At 70.9% G+C, this 26483-nt stretch carries 21 protein-coding genes; 17 read left to right on the forward strand and 4 right to left on the reverse strand.

Annotated elements, in window-relative coordinates:
• The coding region (locus tag Q0L54_RS03290) for an aminotransferase class III-fold pyridoxal phosphate-dependent enzyme (protein WP_296665476.1) at positions 1-1037 on the reverse strand (1037 nt) is incomplete at its 3' end.
• 306 nt (positions 1038-1343) lie between these two features.
• On the opposite strand from Q0L54_RS03290, the gene Q0L54_RS03295 reads away from it, so the two are divergent.
• From Q0L54_RS03295 to Q0L54_RS03305, 3 genes are all read left to right on the forward strand, one after another.
• Entirely contained in the window at positions 1344-2750 is a 1407-nt protein-coding gene (locus tag Q0L54_RS03295; RefSeq protein ID WP_296665477.1) for an FAD-dependent oxidoreductase, read from the forward strand.
• Complete coding sequence (locus Q0L54_RS03300) at positions 2747-3097, forward strand: cupin domain-containing protein (protein WP_296665478.1); 351 nt, start codon at positions 2747-2749, stop codon at positions 3095-3097. The genes Q0L54_RS03295 and Q0L54_RS03300 overlap by 4 nt, the downstream gene beginning before the upstream one ends.
• Positions 3098-3270: 173 nt before the next feature.
• Complete coding sequence (locus tag Q0L54_RS03305) at positions 3271-4758, forward strand: M28 family peptidase (protein ID WP_296665479.1); 1488 nt, start codon at positions 3271-3273, stop codon at positions 4756-4758.
• Between the two features lie 74 nt (positions 4759-4832).
• On the opposite strand, the gene Q0L54_RS03310 is transcribed toward Q0L54_RS03305, so the two are convergent.
• Positions 4833-6446 (reverse strand): PucR family transcriptional regulator, encoded by a 1614-nt coding sequence (locus Q0L54_RS03310; protein ID WP_296665480.1) that lies wholly within the window; start codon positions 6444-6446, stop codon positions 4833-4835.
• Positions 6447-6513: 67 nt separating this feature from the next.
• Here Q0L54_RS03310 and Q0L54_RS03315 point away from each other — a divergent pair, with 67 nt between their 5' ends.
• Positions 6514-8019: a CoA-acylating methylmalonate-semialdehyde dehydrogenase gene (locus tag Q0L54_RS03315; protein ID WP_296665481.1), complete on the forward strand. Its 1506-nt coding sequence runs from the start codon at positions 6514-6516 to the stop codon at positions 8017-8019.
• A gap of 25 nt (positions 8020-8044) precedes the next feature.
• Positions 8045-9403 carry an aspartate aminotransferase family protein gene (locus tag Q0L54_RS03320; protein WP_296665482.1) on the forward strand — a complete coding sequence of 453 codons (1359 nt, stop codon included), beginning with the start codon at positions 8045-8047 and terminating at the stop codon, positions 9401-9403.
• Positions 9404-9428: 25 nt separating this feature from the next.
• Here the strand turns inward: Q0L54_RS03320 and Q0L54_RS03325 are convergent, their stop codons facing one another.
• A complete protein-coding gene (locus Q0L54_RS03325; protein WP_296665483.1) occupies positions 9429-10955 on the reverse strand; it encodes a PucR family transcriptional regulator in 1527 nt (508 codons plus the stop codon).
• A gap of 91 nt (positions 10956-11046) precedes the next feature.
• On the opposite strand from Q0L54_RS03325, the gene gabT reads away from it, so the two are divergent.
• From gabT to Q0L54_RS03345, 4 genes are all read left to right on the forward strand, one after another.
• The gene (gene gabT, locus Q0L54_RS03330; RefSeq protein ID WP_296665484.1) at positions 11047-12411 is read left to right on the forward strand and encodes a 4-aminobutyrate--2-oxoglutarate transaminase; all 1365 of its coding nucleotides are present in this window, start codon (positions 11047-11049) and stop codon (positions 12409-12411) included.
• Positions 12408-13874: an NAD-dependent succinate-semialdehyde dehydrogenase gene (locus tag Q0L54_RS03335; RefSeq protein ID WP_296665485.1), complete on the forward strand. Its 1467-nt coding sequence runs from the start codon at positions 12408-12410 to the stop codon at positions 13872-13874. The genes gabT and Q0L54_RS03335 overlap by 4 nt, the downstream gene beginning before the upstream one ends.
• 54 nt (positions 13875-13928) lie before the next feature.
• On the forward strand, positions 13929-15293 hold the full coding sequence (locus Q0L54_RS03340; protein ID WP_296665486.1) for an NAD-dependent succinate-semialdehyde dehydrogenase: 1365 nt from the start codon (positions 13929-13931) through the stop codon (positions 15291-15293).
• 274 nt (positions 15294-15567) lie between these two features.
• Positions 15568-15999, forward strand: coding sequence for a rhodanese-like domain-containing protein (locus Q0L54_RS03345; RefSeq protein WP_296665487.1), 432 nt, complete (start codon positions 15568-15570; stop codon positions 15997-15999).
• 25 nt (positions 16000-16024) lie between these two features.
• On the opposite strand, the gene Q0L54_RS03350 is transcribed toward Q0L54_RS03345, so the two are convergent.
• Positions 16025-17050, reverse strand: coding sequence for an SLAC1 anion channel family protein (locus Q0L54_RS03350; protein WP_296665488.1), 1026 nt, complete (start codon positions 17048-17050; stop codon positions 16025-16027).
• Between the two features lie 251 nt (positions 17051-17301).
• Here Q0L54_RS03350 and Q0L54_RS03355 point away from each other — a divergent pair, with 251 nt between their 5' ends.
• The 8 genes from Q0L54_RS03355 to Q0L54_RS03390 all read left to right on the forward strand — a co-directional run.
• Positions 17302-18687, forward strand: a complete 1386-nt coding sequence (locus tag Q0L54_RS03355; RefSeq protein WP_296665489.1) for an OFA family MFS transporter — start codon at positions 17302-17304, stop codon at positions 18685-18687.
• Between the two features lie 3 nt (positions 18688-18690).
• Positions 18691-18822 carry a hypothetical protein gene (locus tag Q0L54_RS03360; RefSeq protein WP_296665490.1) on the forward strand — a complete coding sequence of 44 codons (132 nt, stop codon included), beginning with the start codon at positions 18691-18693 and terminating at the stop codon, positions 18820-18822.
• 329 nt (positions 18823-19151) lie between these two features.
• Positions 19152-21869: a bifunctional acetaldehyde-CoA/alcohol dehydrogenase gene (gene adhE / locus Q0L54_RS03365; RefSeq protein WP_296665491.1), complete on the forward strand. Its 2718-nt coding sequence runs from the start codon at positions 19152-19154 to the stop codon at positions 21867-21869.
• Between the two features lie 109 nt (positions 21870-21978).
• Positions 21979-22242, forward strand: a complete 264-nt coding sequence (locus Q0L54_RS03370; RefSeq protein WP_296665492.1) for a hypothetical protein — start codon at positions 21979-21981, stop codon at positions 22240-22242.
• 62 nt (positions 22243-22304) lie between these two features.
• Entirely contained in the window at positions 22305-23408 is a 1104-nt protein-coding gene (gene prfB / locus Q0L54_RS03375) for a peptide chain release factor 2 (protein WP_296665493.1), read from the forward strand.
• A gap of 195 nt (positions 23409-23603) precedes the next feature.
• Entirely contained in the window at positions 23604-24296 is a 693-nt protein-coding gene (gene ftsE / locus Q0L54_RS03380) for a cell division ATP-binding protein FtsE (RefSeq protein WP_296665494.1), read from the forward strand.
• Entirely contained in the window at positions 24293-25204 is a 912-nt protein-coding gene (ftsX, locus tag Q0L54_RS03385; protein WP_296665495.1) for a permease-like cell division protein FtsX, read from the forward strand. The genes ftsE and ftsX overlap by 4 nt, the downstream gene beginning before the upstream one ends.
• Positions 25201-26483 (forward strand): peptidoglycan DD-metalloendopeptidase family protein (locus Q0L54_RS03390; protein ID WP_296665496.1); only part of this gene is annotated, 1283 nt, incomplete at its 3' end. The genes ftsX and Q0L54_RS03390, both read left to right, overlap by 4 nt.

Below are 26483 nucleotides of genomic sequence, written 5' to 3' on the forward strand. Positions count from 1 at the left end.
GTCAGCACCTCGGTCAGGCTGGCGCGCGCCGCGGCCATCGACAGCGGGTTCCCGTTGTAGGTACCCACCTGGTAGACCGTGTGGTCCTCGACCACGCTCATGACGGCTTCGGTGCCGCCGATCGCGCCCGACGGCATGCCGCCTCCCAGCACCTTTGCCAGCGTCACGAGGTCCGGCGTGACCCCGAACTTCTCGGTGGCGCCGCCCGGGGCGATCGCGAGACCGGTCTTGACCTCGTCGAAGATGAGGACGATCCCGTGGCGGGTGGTGATCTCGCGCACCGCGTCGAGGTAGCCCGGCTCGGGCAGCACCACGCCCAGGTTCATCATGGCGGCCTCCATGATCACGCAGGCGGGCAGGCGGCCCTCGGCGTCGAGGCGCTCGATGCGGCGCTCCATGGCGCCCGCGTCGTTGAAGGGGACCGCGATGGTCATGTCCACGGTGGCCTGTGGGATGCCCGCGCCGTAGGGGAGCGACGCGAGGTTCTCGCGGTCGCCGATCGAGTCGTACTCGACGCCGATCGACACCATCACCGTGTCGTGGTGCCCGTGGTAGCTCCCGAAGATCTTCATCACGGTGTCGCGGCCGGTGTAGGCGCGCGCGATGCGGATCGCATCCATGGTGGACTCGGAGCCGGAGTTGGTGAAGCGCCACTTGGGCAGTCCCCAGCGCCGCGCGAGCTCGTCGGCGACCACGATGCTGTCCTCGGTGGCGCAGCCGAAGTGGGTGCCGAGCGGGTAGCGCTTCGAGATCGCCTCGCCGATGGCGGGGTGGGCGTGACCCTGCACCATCGAGCCGAACCCGTTGTGGAAGTCGTAGTACTCGTTGCCGTCGACGTCCGTGATGCGGTCACCCGATCCCGACTCGATGTAGATGGGCCACGGATCGCGCGACTGGTAGCTCGACGCGACGCCGCCGCTGAGGTGCTCGGACGCGTGCGCGTAGACGTCCTTGGAGCGCTGGGTGCGCGCGTTGAGCAGCGCGGTCTGCTCCTCGATGAGCTGCGCAAGGCGCGCGCGGTCGATAGAGATGGGCATGATTCCCTCCACCCGACCGGCCTGGCGACGGGATTCTCCTGGTGGGGAGGGAAGGCGACCGGCCGCCGGCCTGGCGCTGGCTGGTCGCGGCGCAGCAAGGGCGCCTGACAAGGATGATATCCGAGCCTCCCCGGGCGCCGCCAACGGCGACCGGCCCGGACGATGCGGCGGCCGCCGGGGGACGATGCGCCGTTCTGTGCGGCCTGAGCGGGAGGGTCTTGCGCGTGCCTGGGGTGATGGGATTGCATTCCCTCAGGCGGCGTGCTCGCGAACCGGCCGCCTCGTCCCGACTGGAGCTGATATCCCGTGGCCACCACGGTCTTCGAGAGGCAACCCGCGGCGCCCGATGAAGTGCGCGCGGCGTTGGCGGCGTCTCGGCTGCTGCCCTTCTGGCTCGACGACGTCGAGCGGCCGTCCTATCCTGCGCTGGCGGGTTCCCTGAGGGCGGACCTGGCGATCGTTGGCGGCGGGTACTCCGGGCTGTGGACCGCGGTGATGGCCAAGGAGCGCGACCCCTCGCTCGACGTGGTGGTGGTGGAGGCGCGGCGCGTGGGGTGGGCGGCGTCGGGCCGCAACGGCGGCTTCTGCGAGGCGTCCCTCACCCACGGTCACGAGAACGGCGCGAGCCGTTGGCCCGAGGAGATCGACCGGCTCGACCAGCTGGGTCTCGACAACCTCGACCAGATCGAGGCGACTGTGGCCCGGTACGGCATGGACGTGGGCTTCGAACGCACGGGCGCGCTCACCGTCGCCGTGGAGCCGCATCAGGTCGACCTGCTGCACGGCGACGGCTTCCTCGACGCCGCCGCGACGCGCGCGTTGGTGGACTCGCCCACGTATCTGGCCGGGGTCCATGATGCGCACGACACCGCGATGGTCCACCCGGGCCGCCTCGCGATGGAGCTGGCGCGGGTGGCCACCGAGCTGGGGGTGCGGATCTTCGAGGGATCGCCCGTCACCGCGATCGAGGACGGCGCGCCGCACCCGGGCGGGGTGATGGTGCGCACCGCCGCAGGCCACGTCCGGGCCGCCAAGGTGGCGCTGGCGACAAACGCCTTCCCCTCGCTGCTGAAGCGCAATTCGCTCATGACGGTCCCGGTCTATGACTACGTGCTGGTCACCGAGCCGCTGACGGACTCCCAGCTCGCATCGATCGGGTGGGACGGGCGCATGGGCGTCGCGGACATGGGAAACCAGTTCCACTACTACCGGCTGACCCCTGACAACCGGATCCTGTTCGGTGGTTACGACGCCGTCTACCACCGGGGCGGGCGCATCCGCCGGAGCTACGCGGACCGGCCCGAGTCCTACGAGCGGCTCGCGAGCCACCTGCTCACCACCTTCCCGCAGCTCTCCGGGATCCGGTTCTCGCATCGGTGGGCGGGAGTGATCGACACCTCGACGCGGTTCTGCGCGTTCTTCGGCACCGCCCGCGGGGGCGACGTTGCCTACGCGCTGGGCTACACCGGCCTCGGGGTGGGCGCCACGCGGTTCGGCGCCGCCGTGATGCTCGACCTGCTCGACGGCGCGGACACCGAGCGCACGCGGCTCGGGATGGTGCGGGATCGGCCGCTGCCGTTCCCGCCGGAGCCGATCGCGTCGCTGGGCATCGGCGCGGTGCGCTGGTCGCTCGACCGGGCCGATCACCGCGAGGGACGCCGCAATCTGCTGTTGCGCGGGCTCGACGCCGTGGGCATGGGCTTCGACTCGTGACTGCGCTTCGGCCGGGCGTCCCGGTGGATCTCGCCGCGCTCGCGATCGAGACGGAACCGGTCCCCGACGATGCCGTGGAGGCGGGCGCCCCGGTCCACGGCGCCGCGGCGCTAGCCGAGATCGGAGCGGTCGAGGTCGGGGTGTGGGAGATGACGCCCGGCGTCGCGACCGATACCGAGGCGGACGAGGTATTCGTGGTGCTCTCGGGCCACGCACGCATCGAGTACCTCGAGCCGGCGCTGCCGGCGGTCGAGATCGGGCCCGGCAGCCTGGTGTGGCTCGAGGCGGGGATGCGCACGCGGTGGACGGTCACGGAGACGCTCCGCAAGGTCTACGTGGCGCCCTGACGCTCGTCGGCGGCCGCGCCGCGCTGGCTGCAACCAGCGGTTGCCGCAACTGCCGCCCCCGGTTAGGGTCGGGAGGAATCGGCGAAATCCGACGTAAAGCCACATTTCCTACCCGCCGAGCGATGGGATGCATAGTGAACAACCGAGCCACAGCCCGAAACCGTGCAGGCGCATTGGCGGTCACCGCCGCAGTGGGCGCCGGCCTCGCCTTCGCCGCGCCGGCACAGGCGGCCGTCGTCATCGACACCGAGGATCTCCGCGCCGCAGTCACCGTCGATGGCGTGCGGGCGCACCAGTCGGCACTGCAGAGCATCGCGGACAACAACGGAGGCACGCGGCAGGCGGGCACGGCCGGCCACGAGGCATCCGTCGACTACATGCAAGCGCTACTCGACGACGCGGGTTACGCCACGTGGACGCAGGAGTTCGAATACGAGCGGGCGACGCTCGTGGGCTCGACGTTCGAGCAGATCTCGCCGGTCGCGGCGCCATATCTGTACGGCGCGGACTACCTCGAGATGGAGGGCAGTGGCGACGCGACGGCCACCGTCACCGGCGTGGACCTGGTGGTTGGGGACCCCGCCTCGTCGACGAGCGGGTGCGAAGCATCGGACTTCGCCGGCTTCCCGGCCGGCGACATCGCACTCATCCAGCGCGGCACGTGCTCGTTCGAGTCGAAGGTCCTCAACGCCACGGCGGCCGGTGCATCGGGCGTGATCATCTTCAACCAGGGCAACGGTGATGGGCGCACAGGGCTCTTCGCCGGAACCCTCGGGGACACGTTCGCGGACATCCCCGTCATCAGCGCCCCGTTCGACCTCGGGACCACACTGGCGGCCACCGAGGACCTTGTGGTGCACCTCGAGGTCGACCTGCAAATCGACACCGTGGTGACGGAGAACCTGCTCGCGGATTCGCCGACCGGTCGCACCGACCGCACCGTGGTCGTGGGCGGCCACCTCGACTCCGTCGGGGAGGGCCCTGGCATCAACGACAACGGCTCGGGCACCGCGGCGATCCTCGAGACCGCGCTGCAGATCGCGGCGCTCGACATCCCGCTGGAGAACCGAGTGCGGTTCGCGTTCTGGAGTGGCGAGGAGGACGGCCTCCTGGGCTCGTCGTACTACGTCTCTCAGCTGTCGAAGTCCGAGATCAAGGGCACTGCGCTGAACCTGAACTTCGACATGGTGGGTTCGCCCAACGCCGTCAACTTCGTCTACGACGGCGACGGCAGCGCATTCGGCACCAAGGGTCCCGTCGGCTCGGCCCTGATCGAGGGCGTCTTCACCGACTTCTTCGACTCCGAGGATGCTCCCACCGCGCCCAGCGGGTTCGACGGTCGCAGCGACTACCTCGGGTTCATCGAGGCGGGCATCCCGGCGGGTGGTCTCTTCACCGGCGCCGAGGGACTCAAGACCGCGGCGGAGGCCGAACTCTTCGGTGGCACCGCCGGCGTCGCCTACGACCCCTGCTATCACCAGGCCTGCGACACGTTCGACAACGTTTCGCTCGAGACGCTCGACATCATGTCGGACGCGATCGCCCACGCGACGCTCACGTTCGCCGAGACGACCTCCGCGGTCAACGGCACCGCGAAGGGCAAGGGCCTCGGTCACAACAAGACGGAGGCCGAGTTCCGCGGCAGCAGCGCCGTGCGATAGCGTTCGCTCGCCTCACGTGGGGGTCCCGGCTCGCAAGGGCCGGGACCCCCACGCGTTCCACCCCGACGCGGCGCTCAGGCGCGCGAACGCGGCCGCGAGAGCAGCGCGATGTGCAGGGCGGTTTGCGTCTCGCCGTCCTCGAGATCCACGGCCAGCAGCGTCTGGATGAGCTCGAGGCGCTGGTAGAACACCGACCGCGAGAGGTGTGCGGCGCGGGCGGCCGCGGTGCGGTTGCCCGGGTGGGCGAGCGCGGCGCGCAGCACCTTCTGGAGGTCGCCCCCGGTGCGGCGGTCGTGCTCGACGATGGGCGACAGCACCCGCTCGCCGTGATCGAGCAGCCGGTGATCGTCGCGCAGGCTCGACAGCAGCCGGGCGAGCGGACGTCGCTCGACCCACAGCACCTCGCCCGCGGCGGGCTCGCCCGCGTTGTCGATCGCCTCGTGCAGCGACAGCACCGCATCGTCCACATCCAACCCGGCGCGCCCCACGGTGGTGGCCACCCGAGACCCCTCGCGCAGCGATCGCACCAGCGCCTCGACCGCCGCATCGTCCAGGGGACGATGCGCGGGCTGGGACAGCAGCACCACCGTCAGCGGTCCGGCGCCGCGGTCGGGGACGGACAGCGCGCGCGCCCGGCCGCCGAGGGTCAGGGCCCAGGCCTCGATCGCGGCGGCCGGCTGCGTGGCGCCGCGCAGCGCGATGCCGTACATCAGGCGCCCCGCGACCGGGACGCCGGCGGATTCGAGGCGAGCCGCGACGGCCTCGGAGGTGGCGTAGCGGCCGGCCAGGAGGGGGTCCAGCAGGTGGCGGCGCGCGATCGAGGACCATTCGTCGGTGCCGCCCTGCGCCAATCGACCCAGCGCGAGCGCGATCGCCCCCTGCACCAGCACGTTCCGGCGCCCGGCCGGATGAGCGGGACCCGGCAGCGCCACCAGGGAGCCCCAACGCTTCCCTCGCGCGTCGACGGGCACCACCAGCCACCCGGCGGCGGCCGCGTCCTCGCGGTGGGCGGCGCGCGAGCGACGCTCCCAGTCCGCGAGCACCGCCGCCTCGGCGCTCACGGGGATCTCCGCGATCAGCACCTCGTGCGCCAGGCTCTCAAGCACCACCGGCGCGGCCAGCGCTCGGGCGAGCTCGCGCACCACGTGGTCCGCGGGCGTGCCGCGCAGGGCCAGGGTCGTGAAGACCTCGCGCACCTCGTCGCGCGCCCGCAGCGCGGCCATCTGGCCCGCGATGATGCGGCCGTGGCCCGCCTCGGTGAGCGTGACGAAGCGGACCTCGCGGTGGAGCACGATGAGCGCCAGGCCCGCGCGCCGCGCCGCGGCCGCGACCGCCGGCGGCGTGGTCGGGTAGCGCGTGCCCAGCTCGAGCACCAGCGAGGAGATATTGGCGGCCACGAGGCTGTCGACGAACGCGGTCAGCTCGGCGTCGGAATCCGGCCACGCCGTGCCCATCGACAGCAGCAGTTCGCGGCCTTCGAGCATCCGCGCGATGTCGCCGCGCTCGGAGGTGTGGACCCACCGCACCGGGGCCTCCATCGCCGCCCCGCCCACGATCACCTCGGGCAGCCCCGCGCGGAACGCGGGGTCCTCGAGCAGCTCCGCGACGGTGGGCAACGCCGCCAGCGCCGAGGGTGCCGGACGTTGTGTACGGCGTCCAGGGAGATCGCGACGGTCGGAGGCGTCCATGGGCCCATCGTATGTGTGAATCTAGGCTCAAGCGGCGCCATGGGCGCTTCGCAGAATGTCCGACCGCATGCCTGGAAGGGAAGTTCAGAGAGTGATCCGTCACCACATCGCCGGCCGATCGAGCGGCGCGGCCGAGCGCACCGGGACCGTCTGGAACCCCGCGACCGGGGAGGCCTCCGACGAGGTGGCGTTCGCCTCGGCCGGCGAGGTCGAGTCCGCGATCGCCGCGGCGACGGCGGCGTTGCCCGGGTGGCGCGCCACCGGCCTCATCAAGCGCGCGGACGTGTTCTTCCGCATGCGCCACCTGCTGGTCGAGCGGCAGGACGAGCTGGCCGCGATCATCACCCGCGAACACGGCAAGGTGCTCTCCGACGCCAAGGGCGAGATCAGCCGTGGCATCGAGAACGTCGAGTTCGCGGCGGGTCTGGTGCACCTGCTCAAGGGCGAGCACTCCGAGCAGGTCGCGCGCGGCGTCGACGTCCATTCGGTGAAGCAGCCGGTGGGCGTGGTGGGGTGCATCACCCCCTTCAACTTCCCCGTGATGGTGCCCCTGTGGATGGCGGCGTCCGCCATCGCCTGCGGCAACACGGTGGTGCTCAAGCCCAGCGAGAAGGACCCCTCGGCGTCGCTGTTTCTGGCGCAACTGTTCGAGGAGGCGGGCCTGCCCGCCGGCGTGCTCAACGTGGTCCACGGAGACAAGGTCGCGGTGGACACGATCCTCGATTCTCCCGACGTGCGGGCCGTGAGCTTCGTGGGCTCGACGCCCGTGGCGCGGTCGATCTACGAGCACGCGACGGCCCAGGGCAAGCGCGTGCAGGCGCTCGGCGGCGCGAAGAACCACATGATCGTGATGCCCGATGCGGACCTGGACGCCGCCGCCGACGCGGCCGTCTCCGCGGCGTACGGCTCGGCGGGCGAGCGCTGCATGGCGATCTCCGTCCTGGTGCCGGTGGGCGAGGCGACGGCCGATGCGCTGGTGGCCAAGGTGGCCGCGCGCATGGGTGCGCTGCGCATCGGCGATGGCACGGACCCGTCCTCGGAGATGGGGCCGCTCATCACGCGCGAGCACCGCGACCGGGTGGCGTCCTACGTCACCGGCGCCTCGGCGGAGGGGGCGACCGTGGTGGTGGATGGGACCACCGACGAGTTCGACGGCGACGGGTTCTTCGTGGGCGTCAGCCTCGTGGACCACGTGCGTCCGGGCATGAAGGTCTACGACGACGAGATCTTCGGCCCGGTGCTGTCGGTGGTCCGCGCGGACTCCTACGACGACGCGGTGGCCCTGGTCAACGCGAACCGGTACGCGAACGGCACCGCCATCTTCACGCGCGACGGCGGTACCGCCCGCGCGTTCGAGATCGACATCGAGGTGGGCATGGTGGGCGTCAACGTCCCGCTACCCGTGCCGATCGGCGCGTACTCCTTCGGCGGCTGGAAGCAGTCGTTGTTCGGCGACTCGCACATCTACGGGCCGGAGTCCGTCCACTTCTACACGCGCAGCAAGGTGGTCACCACCCGCTGGCCGGAGCCCAGCGAGTCGCAGATCGACCTGGGCTTCCCCAGCAACCACTGACGCCCCGACACCACCGAGGAGGGCCATGACCACCGAGCAGACCATGACCGGCGCCGAGGCGCAGGTGCGATCCGACGACCGCGCGCACGTGTTCCACTCGTGGAGCGCCCAGGCGCTGATCGACCCGCTGCCGGTCGCGGGCGGCGCCGGGTCCGAGTTCTGGGATTACGAGGGTAATCGCTACCTGGACTTCGGATCTCAGCTGGTCAACCTCAACCTCGGCCACCAGCACCCGGACCTGATCGGCGCGATCGAGCGGCAGGCTCGCCGCCTCGCGACCATCCAGCCGGCGATGGCGAACGATGTGCGGGGCGAGTTGGCACGGCTCATCACCGAGGTGGCGGGGGACCGGTTCACCAAGGTGTTCTTCACCAACGGCGGCGCCGAGGCCAACGAGAACGCCGTGCGGCTCGCGCGCCTGGTGACCGGGCGCCGCAAGGTGCTGTCGATGTACCGCAGCTACCACGGCAGCACCTCGACGGCGATCTCGCTCACCGGCGACCCGCGCCGCTGGCCCAACGAGCCCTCCGACGGGTCGGTGGCGCACTTCTTCGGGCCGTACGCCTACCGGTCGCCGTTCCACTCGACCTCGCCCGAGGAGGAGACGGCCCGCGCGCTCGAGCACCTCGAGCAGACCATCGTGCTCGAGGGCGCCTCGACGATCGGCGCCATCGTCATCGAGACCATCGTGGGCACCAACGGCGTGCTGATGCCCCCGCCGGGGTATCTGGCCGGGGTGCGCGAGCTGTGCGACCGGTTCGGGATCGTCTACATCGCGGACGAGGTCATGGTGGGCTTCGGGCGCGCCGGCGAGTGGTTCGCGTACCAGGCCCACGGCATCGAGCCCGACCTGGTGACGTTCGCGAAGGGCGTGAACTCCGGCTACGTGCCGCTCGGAGGGGTCGTCATCTCCGACGCGATCGCGTCCGAGTTCGACACCCGCGCCTTCCCGGGCGGCCTCACCTACTCGGGCCACCCGCTCGCGTGCGCCGCGGGCGTCGCGACCTTCGAGGTGTTCCGCCGCGATCACATCCTCGAGCGCGTGCGCGACCTCGGCAGCCGCGTGGTCGAGCCGACCCTGCGTGGATGGCTCGAGACGCACCCGTCGGTGGGCGACGTGCGCGGCACCGGCCTGTTCTGGGCCGTCGAGCTCGTGCGCGACAAGAAGACGCGCGAACCGCTGGTGCCGTTCAATGCCTCGGGCGTGGACGCCGCCCCGATGGGCGTCTTCGCGAAGGCGTGCAAGGACGCCGGGCTGTGGCCGTTCACGCATTTCAACCGCACCCACATCGCACCACCGCTCGTCATCACCGAGGACGAGCTGCGCAGAGGCCTCGACATCATCGACGCCGCCCTGCGCGAGGTGGACGCCCTCGTCGGCTGATCCCGACGAGTCGCGCGCGGCGGGCTCAGCCCTCCAGGGCACCCGCCGCGCGCAGCGCCGCCCAGATCTGCGCCCGTCCCGCGACGGTGGCGAGGTCAAGGCCCAACAGGTCCTGCGCGGCGGCGAGCCGCGACCGCACCGTGTGGCGGTGAACGCCGAGTGCCCGGGCGGCCGCGTCGTGGGCGCACTCGGCGGAGAACCATGCCGCGAGCGTGGCGAACAGTTCGGTGCCGTGTTCCGCATCGTGGCGCTCGATCGGGGCGAGTGCCGCCCGCGCCACCAGCCGCGCGTCCGGCCCGTCGAGCACGGAGAGCATGCCCGCGCCGGCGAGGTCAGCGAAGCGCGTGACGGGCGACGTCGCCCGATCCCGGGCCGTCCGGGCCTGGGCCAGGGCGCGCCCGAGCCCCGTGTACGGAACCGCGTCGGACACGCCCGCGACGCCGCCATGCCGGAGCACCAACTGGTCGACGAGTCCCGAGTCGTTCGCGGAGGCGACCACCACCAGGTCGCCCTCGTCCACCGCGTGGAGCAGCCGTCCCGCGTGCGCGTCGAGCCAGCGGCCCGTGCCTCCTGCCTCGGCGAGGCGCCGGTCCGCGACCGCCACCACCACGGGCTCGTTCGGCAGTGGCGTCGCCATCACCTCACCCACCGCCCTCGCGAGGTCGACGTCGCCGCGGATCAGCGCCGTGAGCATGCCGGATCGCAGCGTCGCGCGAGCCAGGTCCAGGTCCTGGCGCTGCTCGAGCGCCAGCGCGGCCATGGCCACCACCGTGGTCACCACGGCCCGCGCCTGTTCGTCGAGTTCGCTGGCCTCGATCGCGAGCACCGCCCGCAGGCGCCCTCGCTGGCCCAGGGTCTGCACCTGGAAGTGCCGCGACCCGGACCACACCTGGGAGGCCGCCTGCACGCCTCGATCCAGCATCGTCCCCGCGTGCGCCTCCAGCGCCGCGATCGCGGCGGCGTCGATCCCGCCCGCCGGGTGCTCGTGCGGGAGGGACTCCGCCTCGACCAGGCCCACCCAGGTGCCGAGCCGGCGCGCCAGCTCCGCCAGCATCGTCCGCAGGCCGTCGGGCCGCAACGCGGCCACGGCCACGGCACGCTGCGCCTCGAGCGCCCAGGTGCGGCGCTCGTAGGCGACGGCGGCGAGCGACTCCGCGTTCGCCCGCGCGATCGCGATGAATGGGGTCTGGTACGGCACCTCCCACAGCGGCAGGCCCTCGCGGCGGCAGGCGTCGACCAGCGCGCCGGGGATGCCCGCGCGCACCACCTCGGTGCCGAAGCCGAGCCCGAGCACCCCGGATCCCGCCAGGCGCGAGACGTATTCGTCGAACGGGCGCGCTCCGTCGTCGGCGTCGCGGAACTGCGTGCCCGTGGTGAGCAGCACCATGCCCTCCGTGAGGAAGGGGGTCGGGTCCGCCAGGTCGGAGCTGTGGACCCACCGGACGATGCGGTCCAGGGAGTCGTCGGGCAGCGTGTCGAGCGCGCTCGCGAGGCGGAGGTGGAGCTCGGGACGCGCGAGGAGGGCGCGGACGGTGGGCGCGGGCGTGGCCATGGGCAGAGTGTGCCACGGTGGACAGCGGTGCGCATGCCGTTGTACGCGGCGGCGAGTGCGCCGGAGGGCGCGCGGGCCTAGCGTCCGAGTCATGACCACCCTCGACACCGCGGACGTCGCCACCGGCGGGCCCACCCTCGCTCAGGAGCGCCGGCTCGTCACCTCCATCCCCGGACCCCGCTCGCAGGAGCTGCTCGAGCGCAAGGCCGCCGCCGTCGCCTCCGGGGTGGGTCACACCGCCCCGATCGCCGCTGTCGCCGCCGGCGGTGGCGTGGTGCTCGACGCGGACGGCAATTCCTTCATCGACCTCGGCTCCGGCATCGCGGTCACCAGCGTGGGCAACGCCCACCCCAAGGTGGTCGAGGCGGTTCAGCGGCAGGCCGCCCAGTTCACTCACACGTGCTTCATGATCTCCCCCTACGAGGGCTACGTCGCCGTCGCCGAGGCGCTCAACCGGCTCACCCCGGGCGACTTCCCCAAGAAGTCCGCGCTGTTCAACTCGGGCGCCGAGGCCGTCGAGAACGCCGTCAAGATCGCCCGCAAGGCCACCGGCCGGCAGGCGGTGGTCGCGTTCGACCACGCGTACCACGGCCGTACCAACCTCACCATGGCGCTCACCGCGAAGTCGATGCCCTACAAGAGCGGCTTCGGGCCGTTCGCGTCCGAGGTCTACCGCGCACCGATGTCCTACCCGTACCGCGACGGGCTGTCCGGCCCCGAGGCGGCGGCGCGGGCGCTGTCCGTGATCGACAAGCAGGTGGGCGCGGCCAACCTCGCGGCCGTCATCATCGAGCCCATCCAGGGCGAGGGCGGCTTCATCGTGCCCGCCGAGGGCTTCCTGCCCGCCATCGCCGAGTGGTGCTCCGCCAACGGCGTGGTGCTCATCGCCGACGAGGTCCAGAGCGGCTTCGCCCGCACGGGCACCATGTTCGCGTCCGAGCAGTTCGGCATCGTCCCCGACCTGGTCACCACCGCCAAGGGCATCGCCGGCGGCCTCCCGCTCGCCGCCGTCACCGGCCGCGCGGAGATCATGGACGCCGCCCACGCGGGCGGCCTGGGCGGCACGTACGGCGGCAACCCGATCGCCTGCGCCGCGGCGCTCGCCAGCATCGACGTCTTCGAGAACGAGGGGATGGTCCCGCGCGCTCGTGAGCTCGGTGAGTTGATGCTCGACCGCCTGGGCGCGCTGCAGGCCGCCGACCCCCGCGTCGGCGACGTCCGCGGCCGCGGCGCCATGATCGCCATCGAGCTGGTGGACCCGGAGACGCAGGCGCCCGACGCGGCGCTGGCCGGCGCGGTCGCCCGCCGCTGCATCGGCGAAGGAGTCATCGTGCTCACTTGTGGCACCTACGGCAATGTGCTGAGATTCCTGCCGCCGCTGTCGATCGGCGACGCGCTGCTGCACGAGGGCCTGGACGTGGTCGCCGCGGCGCTCGCCGCGGAGGTGACCGCATGACCGCCGCCGCGGAGCGTGCCGTCCTCGACGCCGTGCCCGCCTCGCTGCTCATCGCGGGGGAGTGGGTCGCATCGTCCACCGGCGCCACTCTCGACGTGACCGACCCGTCGACCGGCGAGGTGCTGCGCAGCATCGCCGACGCGTCGCCGGAGGACGCGCAGCGCGCGATGGACGCCGCCGCCGCCGCGCAGGCCGCGTGGGCCGCCACGGCGCCGCGGGTCCGCGGCGAGATCCTTCGGAAGGCCTTCGAGCTGGTGCGGGAGCGCGCCGAGGACCTGGCGCTGCTCATGACCCTCGAGATGGGCAAGCCGCTCGCGGAGGCACGCGGCGAGGTCGCCTACGGCAACGAGTTCCTGCGCTGGTTCTCCGAGGAGGCCGTGCGCGTCACCGGCCGCTACGGCCTCAACCCCGAGGGCACCGGGCGGATGATCGTCTCGCAGCGGCCCGTGGGTCCGTGTTACCTCATCACCCCGTGGAACTTCCCGCTGGCGATGGCGACCCGCAAGATCGCCCCCGCTCTCGCGGCCGGCTGCACCGTGGTGGTGAAGCCCGCGGCGCTGACGCCGCTCACCACGCTGGCGCTCGCGGCGATCCTCGAGGAGGCGGGTGTGCCTGCCGGGGTCGTTAATGTGTTAACTACTTCGGATTCGCGTGGCGTCTCCGCGCCCATCATCGGGGACCCGCGGCTGCGCAAGCTGTCCTTCACCGGCTCCACCGAGGTGGGCCGCGCCCTCATGAAGCAGGCCGCCGACGGCGTGCTCCGCGTCTCGATGGAGCTGGGCGGCAACGCCCCGTTCGTGGTCTTCGAGGACGCGGACCTGGACAAGGCGGTCGAGGGCGCGCTCGCCGCGAAGTTCCGCAACATCGGGCAGGCGTGCACCGCGGCCAACCGCTTCATCGTGCACGCGTCCGTGGCGGACGAGTTTGCGCGCCGCGTCACCGAGCGCGTCGCCGCGATGCGCGTGGGCCGCGGCACCGAGGACGGCGTCACCATCGGCCCGCTCATCGACGACCGCGCCGTCGCGACGTCGCTGTCCCTGGTGGACGATGCGGTGGCCAAGGGCGCCACTCTCGCCGTGGGCGGAGCGGCGATCGACGGACCCGGCAGCTTCGTCCAGCCCACCGTGCTCACCGACGTGCAGCCGGGCAGCGCCATCCTGCGCGAGGAGATCTTCGGCCCCGTGCTTGCGATCGCGACCTTCGACACGGAGGACCAGGCGATCGCTTTGGCCAACGCCACCGAGTACGGCCTGGTCTCGTACGTCTACACCCAGGACCTGGCCCGCGGACACCGCCTGATCGACCGCTTTGACACCGGCATGATGGGCCTCAACGCCGGCGTGGTGTCCAACGCCGCGGCGCCGTTCGGCGGCGTCAAGCAGTCGGGCATCGGCCGCGAGGGCGGGCTCGAGGGCATCCACGAGTACCTGTCGACCAAGTACACCCTGATCCCGGCGGACTGAATCCGCCCCACCCGACATCCGCATCGTCCAGCAGCAACCGAACCAAGGAGAGACATGAGCGTCTACGCAGTCGTCAACCCCGCCACCGGCGAGCGCCTGGCCACCTACCCGACCATGACCGACGCGGACGTCGAGACGGCGCTCGCCGCCGCGGCCGGCGCGTTCCGCGGCTGGGCGCGCGGCGCCACCGTCGAGGAGCGCGCGGCGCTGGTGCGGCGCGTCGCCGAGCTGCACCGCGAGCGGCGCGAGGAGCTCGCCGCGATCGTGGTGCGCGAGATGGGTAAGCCGCTCGCGGCCGCGCTGGGCGAGGTCGACTTCGCGGCGGACATCACGGAGTACTACGCGGACAACGCCGCCGCGATCACGGGCGACTCCCCGCTCGAGATCCTGGGCGAGGGCACCGCGGTGATCCGTCGCACCCCGCTGGGTGCGCTGCTGGGCATCATGCCCTGGAACTTCCCGTATTACCAGGTGGCACGCTTCGCGGCGCCCAACCTGGTGGTGGGCAACACCATCGTCCTCAAGCACGCCCCGCAGTGCCCGGAATCGGCCGCCGCGATCGCGCAGATCTACGCGGACGCGGGCTTCCCCGAGGGTGCCTACGTCAACGTGTACGCCAGCAACGAGCAGGCGGCCGTGATGATCGCGGACTCGCGCATCGCCGGGGTCTCGGTCACCGGCTCGGAGCGGGCCGGCTCCGCGGTCGCCGCGCTGGCCGGACAGAACCTCAAGAAGGTGGCGCTCGAGTTGGGCGGCTCGGACCCGTTCATCGTGCTGTCGACCGATGACCTGGACACTGTGATCGAGGGCGCCGTCGAGGCGCGCATGGACAACAACGGGCAGTCCTGCAACGCGCCCAAGCGCTTCATCGTGGCCGAGGACCTGTACGACGCCTTCGTGGAGAAGTTCACCGCGGCGATGACGGCGTGCACCATGGGCGACCCGTTCGCCGAGGACACCGTGCTGGGGCCGCTCTCCTCGCTCGCCGCGGCCGAGCGCCTCGAGGCCCAGGTCTCCAACGCCGTCGCCCAGGGCGCGACCCTGGTCGCGGGCGGCAAGCGAGACGGCGCGTTCTACGAGCCCACCGTGCTCACCGACGTGACGAAGGACATGGATGTGTACCGCGAGGAGCTCTTCGGACCCGCCGCCGTGATCTACCGGGTCGCGGGCGAGGACGAGGCGGTGGCGCTCGCGAACGACACCACGTACGGGCTGGGCTCCTACGTCTACACCACCGACCCGGAGCAGGCCGACCGCATGGCGAGCGCCATCGATGCGGGCATGGTCTACGTCAACTGCGTGCTCGCGGACAGCCCGGAGCTGCCGTTCGGCGGGGTCAAGCGTTCCGGCACCTCGCGTGAGATGGGGCTGCTGGCGGCGGACGAGTTCGTCAACAAGAAGCTGGTGCGCGTGGCCTGAGGGCTCCGTGGGTGGGAGGCGGTCGCGCGTGGCGTGGGCCGAGGTGCCGCCACCGCGCCCGGGTCACCCGCCCCACATCAACGGTGTGGATGAGTGTCGTTTTTCGACGCGGATGGCGTCAGCGGTGCGGCTGAGTGTCGCCGGCGGCCTCGGCCACGGGATCGGGCTCGGGACCCAAGCGACACTCAGACACACCGTTGAGCGTCTCGCGGCCGGAAAGCGACACAATTCCGCACAGTTGGGGGAAAATACCCCCTGGGGTATAGTGGTGGGCATGAATCGACGAATCCTCCGCGGCGTCCTCGCCGGCGCCCTGCTCGCCCTCACCCCCGCGCTCGCGGCGTGCTCCTCGGGGGAGGACGCCCCGGCCGCCGCGGTGGCGGCGGTCGCGTTCGACGGCGCGCACGTCTCGTCCGATGCCTTCGCCGCGGCGGTCGCGGAGGACGGGGTCACCGTGGTCGACGTCCGCACCCCCGCGGAGTTCGCCGAGGGCCACCTGCCCGACGCGGTCAACATCGACGTCTCCGACCCGGGGTTCGCGGATGCGGTGGCCGCGCTCGACCCGGATGCCGAGTATGCGGTCTACTGCCGCTCGGGCAACCGCTCTCGCGCCGCGATCGACCAGATGACCGCCGGCGGCGTCGCGCACACGGTGGGACTCGAGGGCGGGATCGGCGCCTGGGGCGGCGAGGTCGTCACCGGCTGAGCACCGCTGCACGGCCGGGCGGCGGTCAGCCCTCCGCGCGCAACAGCTCCCCGCGGGCGCCGGCGATCACCGTGCGCACCGCAAGGCCGAGCACCAGCACGCTGGCCGCGGTCACAGCGACCGCGCCGATCCACCGGTAGACATCCGCCGCACCGGCGTTCGCTGCCACCAGCAGCGCCGACGCCGCTGCGGCCAGCGGGAACGTGTAGGCCCACGAGCTCACCGCGAACGGCACGCGCCGGAGCGCGTTCGCCTGGGACGCGAGCAGCGCGAGCTGGAACACGACCACCGCAAGCAGCACCCGCGCGAGCGGGTCATCCCAGGAGCCGCCCAGCCGCACCCACGCGAGCGCCGCCACCGAGGGGGGCGCCACCAGGATCGCGAGCGTCGGGGCCAGCCGCGGAGGCATGAACCCCGCGACGAACAGGCGCTGCAGCACCACCGGGAGCAGCCCCAGCCAGTACACGGCGCCGACGCCGAAGAAGTACCAGTTGAGCTCCGCGGGCGCGTGCTCGACCCCCGCCAGCGGCGCGACCAGGTTGCCCACGACGGGGATGAACCAGGCGGGATGTACGTGCGCGTGCTCGATGCGCGAGTCCGCGATCCAGTTGCGCATGACCAGCACCGTGATGACCGCCTGCAGCGCGGCACCCGCCCACCACAGTCCGGCCGAGAGCGCGTGGTTCATCGGCAGGAACGCGATCGCCAGCACCAGCATGGCGATGGCGCTCGCCGCGACGAACGCGGACCGGACCGGGTGCGTCCACTCGGCGAGAGCGGCCCGTGGGTAGCGGGCGACCTTCGCGATGTATGCGCCGGCCACCACGATCAGCACACCCAGCGCGATCCACGCCAGCACGGTTCCGATGCCCGCACCCCAGCCGAAGGCGGTCCCGAAGCGCTGCCACGCGACGGCGGTGCCGCCGACGCCCATGGCGATCGCGAAGGCGCCGGCGGGCACGTGGGCGAGGCCGCGGTCGGGGGCGGCGGGGGATGATGCGCTGCGGGACGATGCGCTGCGGGACGATGCGGCGGTGGTCTCCGCGGCCATGGTTGCCTCCTGGAGGCCCAAGGCATACCCCTGGGCGTATCACCCCCCATCACACCATCGCGCCGGGCCCCCGTGATCGGGCCGATGGTCCTAGCGCGACGATTCCGGGGCGGTCCCCGGACGGCCCCCGTGATCTCCTCGTGACCTTGGTCCCTCGAGATCCGCCTCAGGGGCGGAGATGATTCCTGTCAACCGCTAGCGCTCCGTCCCATCCCCCGAACGCGCCGGCGCCTTCGAAAGGGAGAACAACGATGTCCATCCTCGACCGCGAACACACAGTCGCGCCTCCTGGTTACAATCGCTGGCTGGTGCCCCCGGCGGCGCTCGCCGTGCACCTCAGCATCGGTCAGGTCTACGCCTTCTCCGTCCTCAAGGACGCGCTGCGCGAGCGCTTCGACGCCTCGCACACGCAGATCGGCGTGATCTTCTCGATCTCGATCGTCATGCTCGGCCTCTCGGCCGCGTTCGGCGGGCGTTGGATGGAGCGGCACGGGCCGCGCAAGACGATGGTGCTGGCCGCCGTCGCCTGGTCCACCGGCTTCGCGGTGGGCGCGCTCGGCGTCTCCATCGGTCAGCTCTGGGTCGTGTACCTCGGCTACGGCGTCATCGGCGGAATCGGCCTGGGGCTCGGCTACATCTCGCCCGTGTCGACCCTGATCAAGTGGTTCCCGGACCGCCCGGGCCTGGCCACCGGCCTCGCGATCATGGGCTTCGGAGGCGGCGCCATGCTGGCCGCCCCGCTGACCCAGTACCTGCTGGGCCACTACGCCGAGACCGAGTCCGAGGCACTGGTGCCCACGCTGCTCACGCTCGGCGGCATCTACGCCGTGCTGATGCTCCTGGGTGCCGCCGTGGTGCGGGTCCCCCCGAAGGGCTACACGCCCGAGGGCTGGGAGCCCAGCGAGCACGTCGCCAAGGTGTCCAGCGGCGGTCAGGTGAGCGCCAAGAACGCGATCAAGACCTTCTCCTTCTGGATGCTGTGGATCGTGCTGTTCACCAACGTCACCGCCGGCATCGGCATCCTCGAGAACGCCAAGCCGATGATCGAGGACTACTTCCCGGCGGTCACCGCCGCGGCCGCCGCAGGCTTCGTGGGCCTGCTGTCGCTGGCGAACATGGGCGGCCGCATCGGCTGGTCCAGCTTCTCCGACGTGATCGGCCGCAAGGTGACCTACATGATGTACCTCGGCGTGGGTGCCGTGGCGTACACGATGGTGGCGCTGTTCGGGCCGGCCAACGTGGCGCTGTTCGTGGTGCTCGTGGTGCTGATCATCAGCTTCTACGGCGGCGGCTTCGCCACCATCCCCGCGTACCTCAAGGACGTGTTCGGCGAGTTCGAGGTGGGCGCCATCCACGGTCGCCTCCTGACCGCGTGGTCGGCCGCCGGAGTCGCGGGCCCGCTGATCATCAACGGCCTGCTCGACCTGCTCGAGGGCCAGGGCCTCGAGGGTGCGGACCTCTACCGCCCGTCCCTGCTCGTCATGGTCGGGGTGCTGGTGATCGGATTCATCGCCAACCTGCTGGTCCGCCCGGTCAGCAAGCGCTGGCACGAGCACGAGGACGCCGTGCCGGACCACGAGAAGTTCCACGCCAACGACGAGGCGCCCGCGCTTGCGGCCGCCGGGAAGGAGGCCTGAGCCATGGCCGAGGACAAGAACCTCAAGGGCACGTCCAACCCGCTCGCGTACGTGCTGTGGGTGATCGTGGGCGCCGGGCTGCTCTACGGAGTCAGCCAGACCGCGATCAAGGCGATCGCCCTCTTCACGGGCTGATCGATCGCATCTCCGTCACGGGGGCCGGCGCCGCAAGGCGTCGGCCCCCGTCGGCATTCCTGGCGGGACGATGCGCGCCACGGCCTCCCGGGGCGCCGTCAAGCCCGCTGTCCGGGACTTCGGCGCGAATCCCGGCCGCGCATCGTCCCACCGCAATTCGCCCAAAATCCCTGGTCACCATACCCCCACCGGTATAAAGTGCCTGGTAGTAGGCCCATGGTCCCCGGGACCTTCGCCCAGAGAAATCCGGCCGGAACCGTCTTACCGTGAAGTCATGGGGATCGAGGCCCGGAGGGGGCCGGCACCCAGTCACTAGGAGCCAGATCACAATGACCACTACCGCCCCGGAGAGCAAGGCGACGGACACGTCCGTCGCCGATGCCATCGACACGCTCGTCGCGAATGCGCAGAAGGCCCTCGAGGCCTACAGCGCGTTCACGCAGGACGACGTCAACCTGCTCGTCAAGAAGGCCTCGGTGGCCGCCCTGAACCAGCACGGCGAGCTCGCCGTGCTCGCGGTCGAGGAGACCGGCCGCGGCGTGTTCGAGGACAAGGCCGTCAAGAACATCTTCGCGTGCGAGCACGTGACCCACTCGATGGGCCCGATGAAGACAGTCGGCATCATCAACGAGGACCCGATCAAGGGCATCACCGAGATCGCGGAGCCCGTGGGAGTCGTCGCCGGCGTCACGCCGGTGACCAACCCCACCTCGACCGCCATCTTCAAGTCGCTCATCGCGCTGAAGACCCGCAACCCGATCATCTTCGCGTTCCACCCGAGCGCGCAGCGGTGCTCCGTCGCCGCAGCCAAGATCGTGCGCGACGCGGCCATCCAGGCCGGCGCCCCCGAGAACTGCATCCAGTGGGTCGAGACGCCCTCGCTCGAGGCGACCAACGTGCTGATGAACCACCCCGGCGTGGCGCTCATCCTGGCCACCGGCGGCAACGCCATGGTCAAGGCGGCGTACAGCTGCGGCAAGCCTGCCCTGGGAGTCGGCGCGGGCAACGTCCCCGCCTACGTGCACAAGTCGGCGAACCTCAAGCGCGCCATCAACGACCTGGTGATCTCCAAGGCGTTCGACAACGGCATGGTCTGCGCATCCGAGCAGGCCGTCATCCTCGACACCGAGATCTACGACGAGGCGCTCAGCCTGTTCGACCGCCTGCACGCCTACTTGGCGACGCCGGAGGAGAAGGCGAAGCTCGAGGAGTTCATCTTCGGCGTCCAGGCCGATGGCCAGAACTGCGCCGGCGCCAAGCTCAACCCGAACGTGGTGGGCAAGTCGCCGCAGTGGATCGCCGAGCAGGCGGGTTTCTCGGTGCCCGAGGAGACCTCGATCCTGCTCGCCGAGGTGTCGACCGTGGGCGAGAACGAGCCCCTCACCAGGGAGAAGCTCGCCCCCGTGCTCGCGGTGCTGCGCTCCGAGACCACCGAGCAGGGCCTCGACTACGCCCAGCGGATGGTCGAGTTCCACGGACTGGGCCACTCGGCCGCGATCCACGCCACCGACGACGAGCTGGTCAAGGAGTTCGGCAAGCGCTGCAAGGCGATCCGCATCATCGTGAACTCGCCCTCGAGCCACGGCGGCATCGGCGACATCTACAACGCCTTCCTGCCGTCGCTCACGCTGGGCTGCGGCTCGTACGGCCACAACTCGGTCTCGAACAACGTGACCGCGGTGAACCTGATCAACGTCAAGCGCATCGGCCGGAGGAACAACAACATGCAGTGGTTCAAGGTGCCGGCGAAGACCTACTTCGAGCCCAACGCCATCCAGTACCTGCACGACATGAACAACGTCGAGCGCGTCACCATCATCACCGACGCGACCATGACCCGCATCGGGGTCGTCGACAAGGTGCTGGACGTCCTCAACCGGCGCAGCAACCCCGTGTCCGTCCAGATCATGGACAACGTCGAGCCCGAGCCCTCGGTCGCGACCGTCCGCAAGGGCGCCGAGGTGCTGCGCGCCTTCAAGCCCGACACCATCATCGCGGTGGGCGGCGGCTCGCCCATGGACGCGGCGAAGGTCATGTGGCTCCTGTACGAGCACCCGGACATCGACTTCGGTGACCTGAAGGAGAAGTTCTTCGACGTCCGCAAGCGCGCGTTCCAGTTCCCCAAGCTGGGCGAGCTGGCCAAGCTGGTCTGCATCCCGACCACGTCGGGCACGGGCTCCGAGGTGACGCCGTTCGCGGTCATCACCGACACGGAGACCGGCCGCAAGTACCCGCTCGCGGACTACGCGCTCACGCCCACCGTCGCGATCATCGACCCGGTGCTCACGGCGAACCTGCCGGCACGCGTCGCCGCGGACTCGGGCTTCGACGCCCTGACCCACGCGACCGAGGCCTACGTCTCCGTCTACGCGAACGACTACACCGACGGCCTCGCCCTGCAGGCCATCAAGATGGTGTTCGAGTACATCGAGGAGTCGGTCACCGTAGGCGGCAGCGCCGTCAAGGCCCGCGAGAAGATGCACAACGCCGCGACCATCGCCGGCATGGCCTTCGCCAACGCCTTCCTGGGCCTGGTGCACGCGATGTCGCACGTGACCGGCTCGACGCACCACGTCGCGCACGGCCGCACCAACGCGATCTACCTCCCGCACGTGATCCGCTACAACGGCAAGGTTCCCACCAAGCCCACGTCGTGGCCCAAGGCGGAGTCCTACGTGGCGCCCGAGCGCTACCAGGACATCGCGAAGATGCTGGGCCTGCCCGCATCGACCCCGGAGGAGGGCGTGGAGTCCTACGCCGCCGCCGTCGAGGTGCTGCGTGACAAGGTGGGCATCGAGCGGTCCTTCCAGGCCGTGGGCGTCGACGAGACCGACTTCATGTCGGGCCTGGACACGCTGGCCATGAACGCCTACGCCGACCAGTGCGCCCCCGCCAACCCGCGTGTCCCGATCCTCGAGGACATGAAGGTGATGATGGAGGCCGCGTACTACGGCACCACCTGGGACGCGGTGAAGGCCGGTCGCAAGACCGAGACCGTCCCGGCGAGCGCCCCGGCCAAGAAGCTGGGCCGCAAGGCGAAGGCCTGAGTCTGGCTCCCGGGGTCACCGCCCCGCGAGTCCCTCCCTGCGGGGCCCCGACACCGATCCGGTGCCGGGGCCCTGTGGCGTGCCCGGGCCGCTGGGGCATGATGGGCACGTGAAGATCCGACTCGCCCGCGTGGGCATCGCCGCCGCCGCGTGCGGCCTTGCCGTCGCGCTCGCCGGCTGCGGCGACACCCAGGACCCGATCGCGGAGGCCACGGCCGGCGCCCAGCACGCGATCGACAAGGCCAATGAGGTGGCCGACCAGGCCGCGGAGCGCGCCGACGAGATCGCCAAGAACGCCGGCGACCTCGCGGACCAGGCGGGGCAGGCGGTCGAGGACGCGCAGGACGCGGTCGACTCGGTCACCGGCGGCTGACGGCCTGCCGGGAACGGCCCGCCGGGAACGGGCCCGGAACGGCGCCACTAGACTTGACCCTCGTGGCCACCGACTTCACCGCTGAGATCTCGCACCTGCGCTCGACCTTCTCCCAGATCGAGGCGGTGACCGACCCAGCCTCCCTCAAGGCGCGCATCGGCGAGCTGGAGGCGCAGGCTTCGGTGCCCGACCTGTGGGACGACCAGGAGAACGCGCAGGCGGTCACCAGCCAGCTCAGCCAGGCCAACGCCGAGCTCGAACGCCTCGAGCGCATGGGTGCGCGCATCGACGATCTCGAGGTGCTGGTCGAGATGGCGGTCGAGGCCGATGATGCGGAGACGCTGGCCGAGGCGGACGCCGAGCTCGAGGGGCTGAAGAAGGACCTCTCGGCGATGGAGGTCCGCACGCTGATGACGGGGGAGTGGGACGAGCGCGACGCGGTAGTCACCATCCGCTCCGGCGCAGGCGGCGTGGACGCGGCGGACTTCGCCGCGATGCTGCTGCGCATGTACCTCCGGTGGGCGGAGCGGCACGGCCACGCCACCAAGGTGCTCGACACCTCCTACGCGGAGGAGGCCGGCCTTAAGTCCGCGACCTTCGAGGTCAGCGCGCCGTACGCGTTCGGGACCCTGAGCGTCGAGGCGGGCACCCATCGGCTGGTCCGCATCAGCCCGTTCGATAACCAGGGCCGCCGCCAGACCAGCTTCGCCGCGGTCGAGGTGATCCCGCTCATCGAGTCGACGGACCACATCGACGTGCCGGAGGGGGACATCAAGGTGGACGTGTTCCGGTCCTCGGGCCCGGGCGGCCAGTCCGTCAACACCACGGACTCCGCGGTGCGGATCACCCACCTGCCCTCCGGGATCGTGGTGTCGATGCAGGACGAGAAGTCGCAGATCCAGAACCGCGCCGCCGCGATGCGCGTGCTCCAGTCGCGCCTGCTCCTGCTTAAGAAGGAGGAGGAGGCGGCCCAGAAGAAGGAGCTCGCCGGCGACATCAAGGCGAGCTGGGGCGATCAGATGCGCTCCTACGTGCTGCAGCCGTACCAGATGGTCAAGGACCTGCGCACGGAGCACGAGTCGGGGAACCCGAGCGCGGTCTTCGACGGCGACATCGACGCGTTCATCGACGCGGGCATCCGCTGGCGCCGCGGGGGCGCCGCGTAGCCGTCGCGTGAGCGGGGCCCGCCGGGCGTGTGGGGAAACTCACGCCCGAGGGCCTTATGTCTGCTCGGGGATCTGCCGATAATCGACATGTGCCCAACCGGTCACAGCCGAGCGGCGCGCCTCCCGGGGCCGCCCGCGGCTGCTTCCTAGGATGCTGAGGTGGCGTGGGTCCAACCCCCTTCGCCGTGACAACACATGATCCGACTCGACAATGTCACCAAGGTCTATAAGCGAGGCGCCCGCCCCGCTCTCGATGGCGTGTCCGTTGAGGTGGAGCGCGGGGACTTCGTGTTCCTCGTCGGCTCGTCCGGATCCGGCAAGTCGACGTTCCTCAAGCTGATCGTCCGCGAGGAGCGCCCCACCGGCGGCGAGGTCTACGTCGCGGGTCGCCAGCTCAGCAAGCTCTCCGCCTGGCGCGTGCCGCACCTGCGCCGCGAGATCGGCGCCGTGTTCCAGGACTTCCGCCTGCTGCCCAACAAGACCGTCTATCAGAACGTGGCGTTCGCCCTGCAGGTGATCGGCAAGAGCCGGCATCACATCCAGTCGACCGTGCCCGAGATGCTCGAGCTGGTGGGACTGTCCGGCAAGGAGCGGCGCATGCCGCACGAGCTGTCGGGCGGCGAGCAGCAGCGCGTGGCCATCGCGCGCGCGTTCGTCAACCACCCGCCCATCCTGTTGTGCGACGAGCCCACGGGCAACCTCGACCCCGGCACGTCGGTGGGCATCATGCGCCTGCTGGACCGCATCAACCGCACGGGCACCACGGTGCTGATGGCCACCCACGATGACGAGATCGTGGACCAGATGCGCAAGCGCGTCATCGAGCTCCGCGGCGGCCAGTTGGTGCGTGACCAGGATCGCGGCGTGTACGGGCTGGAGCGCGTATGAGGCTCCAGTTCATCCTGGGCGAGGTCTTCCACGGGCTGAGGCGCAACGGCACGATGGCGCTGTCCGTGGTGCTGGTGACGTTCGTCTCCCTGATGTTCGTGGGCGCCGCGGCGCTCACCCAGATGCAGATCAACCAGCTGAAGGACGACTGGTACGGCAAGGTAGAGATCTCGATCTTCCTGTGCCCGGAGAACTCCCGCAACGAGCAGTGCGTCGAGGGCGCGGTGACGCTCGAGCAGGAGGACGCGATCCGCGGCGTGCTCGAGCAGGGCTCGCTGCAGGGGATGGTCGACGAGGTCTACTACGAGTCCCGCGAGCAGGCCTACGAGAAGTTCGTGGCGAACGACTCCGACGGGATCTGGTCCTCGCTCACTCCCGATCAGATGCAGCCCAGCTTCCGCGTCAAGCTCGCGGACCCGGAGCAGTACCAGGTGGTCGCCGACGCGACCGAGGGCCTGCCGGGAGTCGACGTGGTCCGCGACCAGCGCGAGATCTTCTCCGAGTTGTTCCGCTTCCTCAACGCCGCGACCGTGGTGGCGGCCGCGCTCGCCGCGGTCATGCTGATGGCGGCGATGCTGCTCATCACCACCACCATCCGGCTCAGCGCGCTCAGCCGCCGACGCGAGACCCAGATCATGCGCATGGTGGGCTCGTCCCGCTCGCTGATCCAGATGCCCTTCATGCTCGAGGGCGCGGTCGCGGCCACGGCCGGCGCGGCGCTCGCGGTGGGCGGCCTGTACTTCGGCGTGCGCTACCTCATCGAGGACTGGCTCAAGGGCTCCGTCACGTGGGTGCGGTACATCGGCGCGGCCGACGTCTGGACCGTCGCACCGTGGCTGCTCGTGATCGCGGTGGGCCTCGCTGCCATCGCCTCCCTGGTCACCCTCGGGAGGTACACGCGCGCATGATCAAGTACCGCTCCGTCTTCGTGATCGCCGCGGCCGTCTTCGCCCTGGCGCTCGTCTCCGGCACGGTGCTGTCCGGCGCGGGAGCGCAGGGCGGGCTCCAGGCCGCGTCGAGCTACGACGACGACATCGACGCCGCAAGGAAGGCCCAGGAGCAGTACCAGAAGGACATCGAGGACCTCGAGGCCGCGATGGAGGACACCAGCGCCGCCATCATCGAGGCTGCGCGCCGTCTCAAGGAGACCGAGGCGAAGCTGCCGCCCGCACAGGCGGAGCTTGACGCGGCGAACGAGAAGGTGGACGAGGCGCTGGTCCAGCAGCAGCTTGTCGCGGACAAATTGGCCGCCGCGGAGGCCCAGGACAAGGCCATCTCCGACCAGATCGCCGCCGACGAGGCCCGCATCCTCGAGCTCGAGGACATCGTGGCGGCCCTGGCGCGCGCCCAGTACCAGGGCGTGGGAGACGACGAGGCGCTGAGCCTGGTGTTCGGCGCCACCACCTCCCAGGAGTTCGTCGACAAGTTCGCAGCCGAGCACAACGCCGCGCGCGTGCAGTCCAACGCGCTCGCGGACGTGGAGGAGATCGCGGCGATCAACCGCAACCGCGGCGCTCGCCAAGAGGCCGTCCGCGAGTACATCGTCGAGCTCAAGGCGGAGGCCGACCGCCTGGTCGAGGAGACCAAGAAGCTGCAGGCCGCGGCCGCGGAGAAGAAGAAGGCGCTCGACGCGATCTATGCCGAGCAGAAGGCCATCGAGGCGGAGCTCGAGGCCCAGCGCGTGGAGGAGATCGCCAAGCAGCGCGCGATCGCCTCCAAGCAGCAGGCCGTGCGCGATCAGATCAAGGCGCTGGTCAAGAAGAAGCTCGCCGAGGAGGAGGCGCGGCGCAAGGCCGAGGAGGAGCGCCGCCGCAAGGAGGCCGCCGCCGCGGCTGCCGCCGGACAGTCGAGCTCCGGCTCCGGCTCCGGATCGGGAGGCGGGAGCGCCGCCATCTCGAAGGGCGTCCTGGGCTACCCCACTGCCGTGCCGTACATCACCTCCACCTACGGCATGCGTTACCACCCGGTGCTGCACTACTGGCGACTGCACGCGGGCACCGACTTCCGCGCCTACTGCGGCACCGCGATCTACGCGGCACGCGAGGGACGGGTGCAGTGGGCGATGTCCATGGGCGGGTTCGGCAACCAGGTGATGGTCGACCACGGGTTCGTCAACGGCAACTCGCTCATGACCAGTTACAACCACCTCACGCGGTTCGCGGTGGGCTCGGGCCAGTACGTCACCAA

Origin of the sequence: Demequina sp. (assembly GCF_024642165.1) — a bacterium.
Classification (GTDB): domain Bacteria; phylum Actinomycetota; class Actinomycetes; order Actinomycetales; family Demequinaceae; genus Demequina.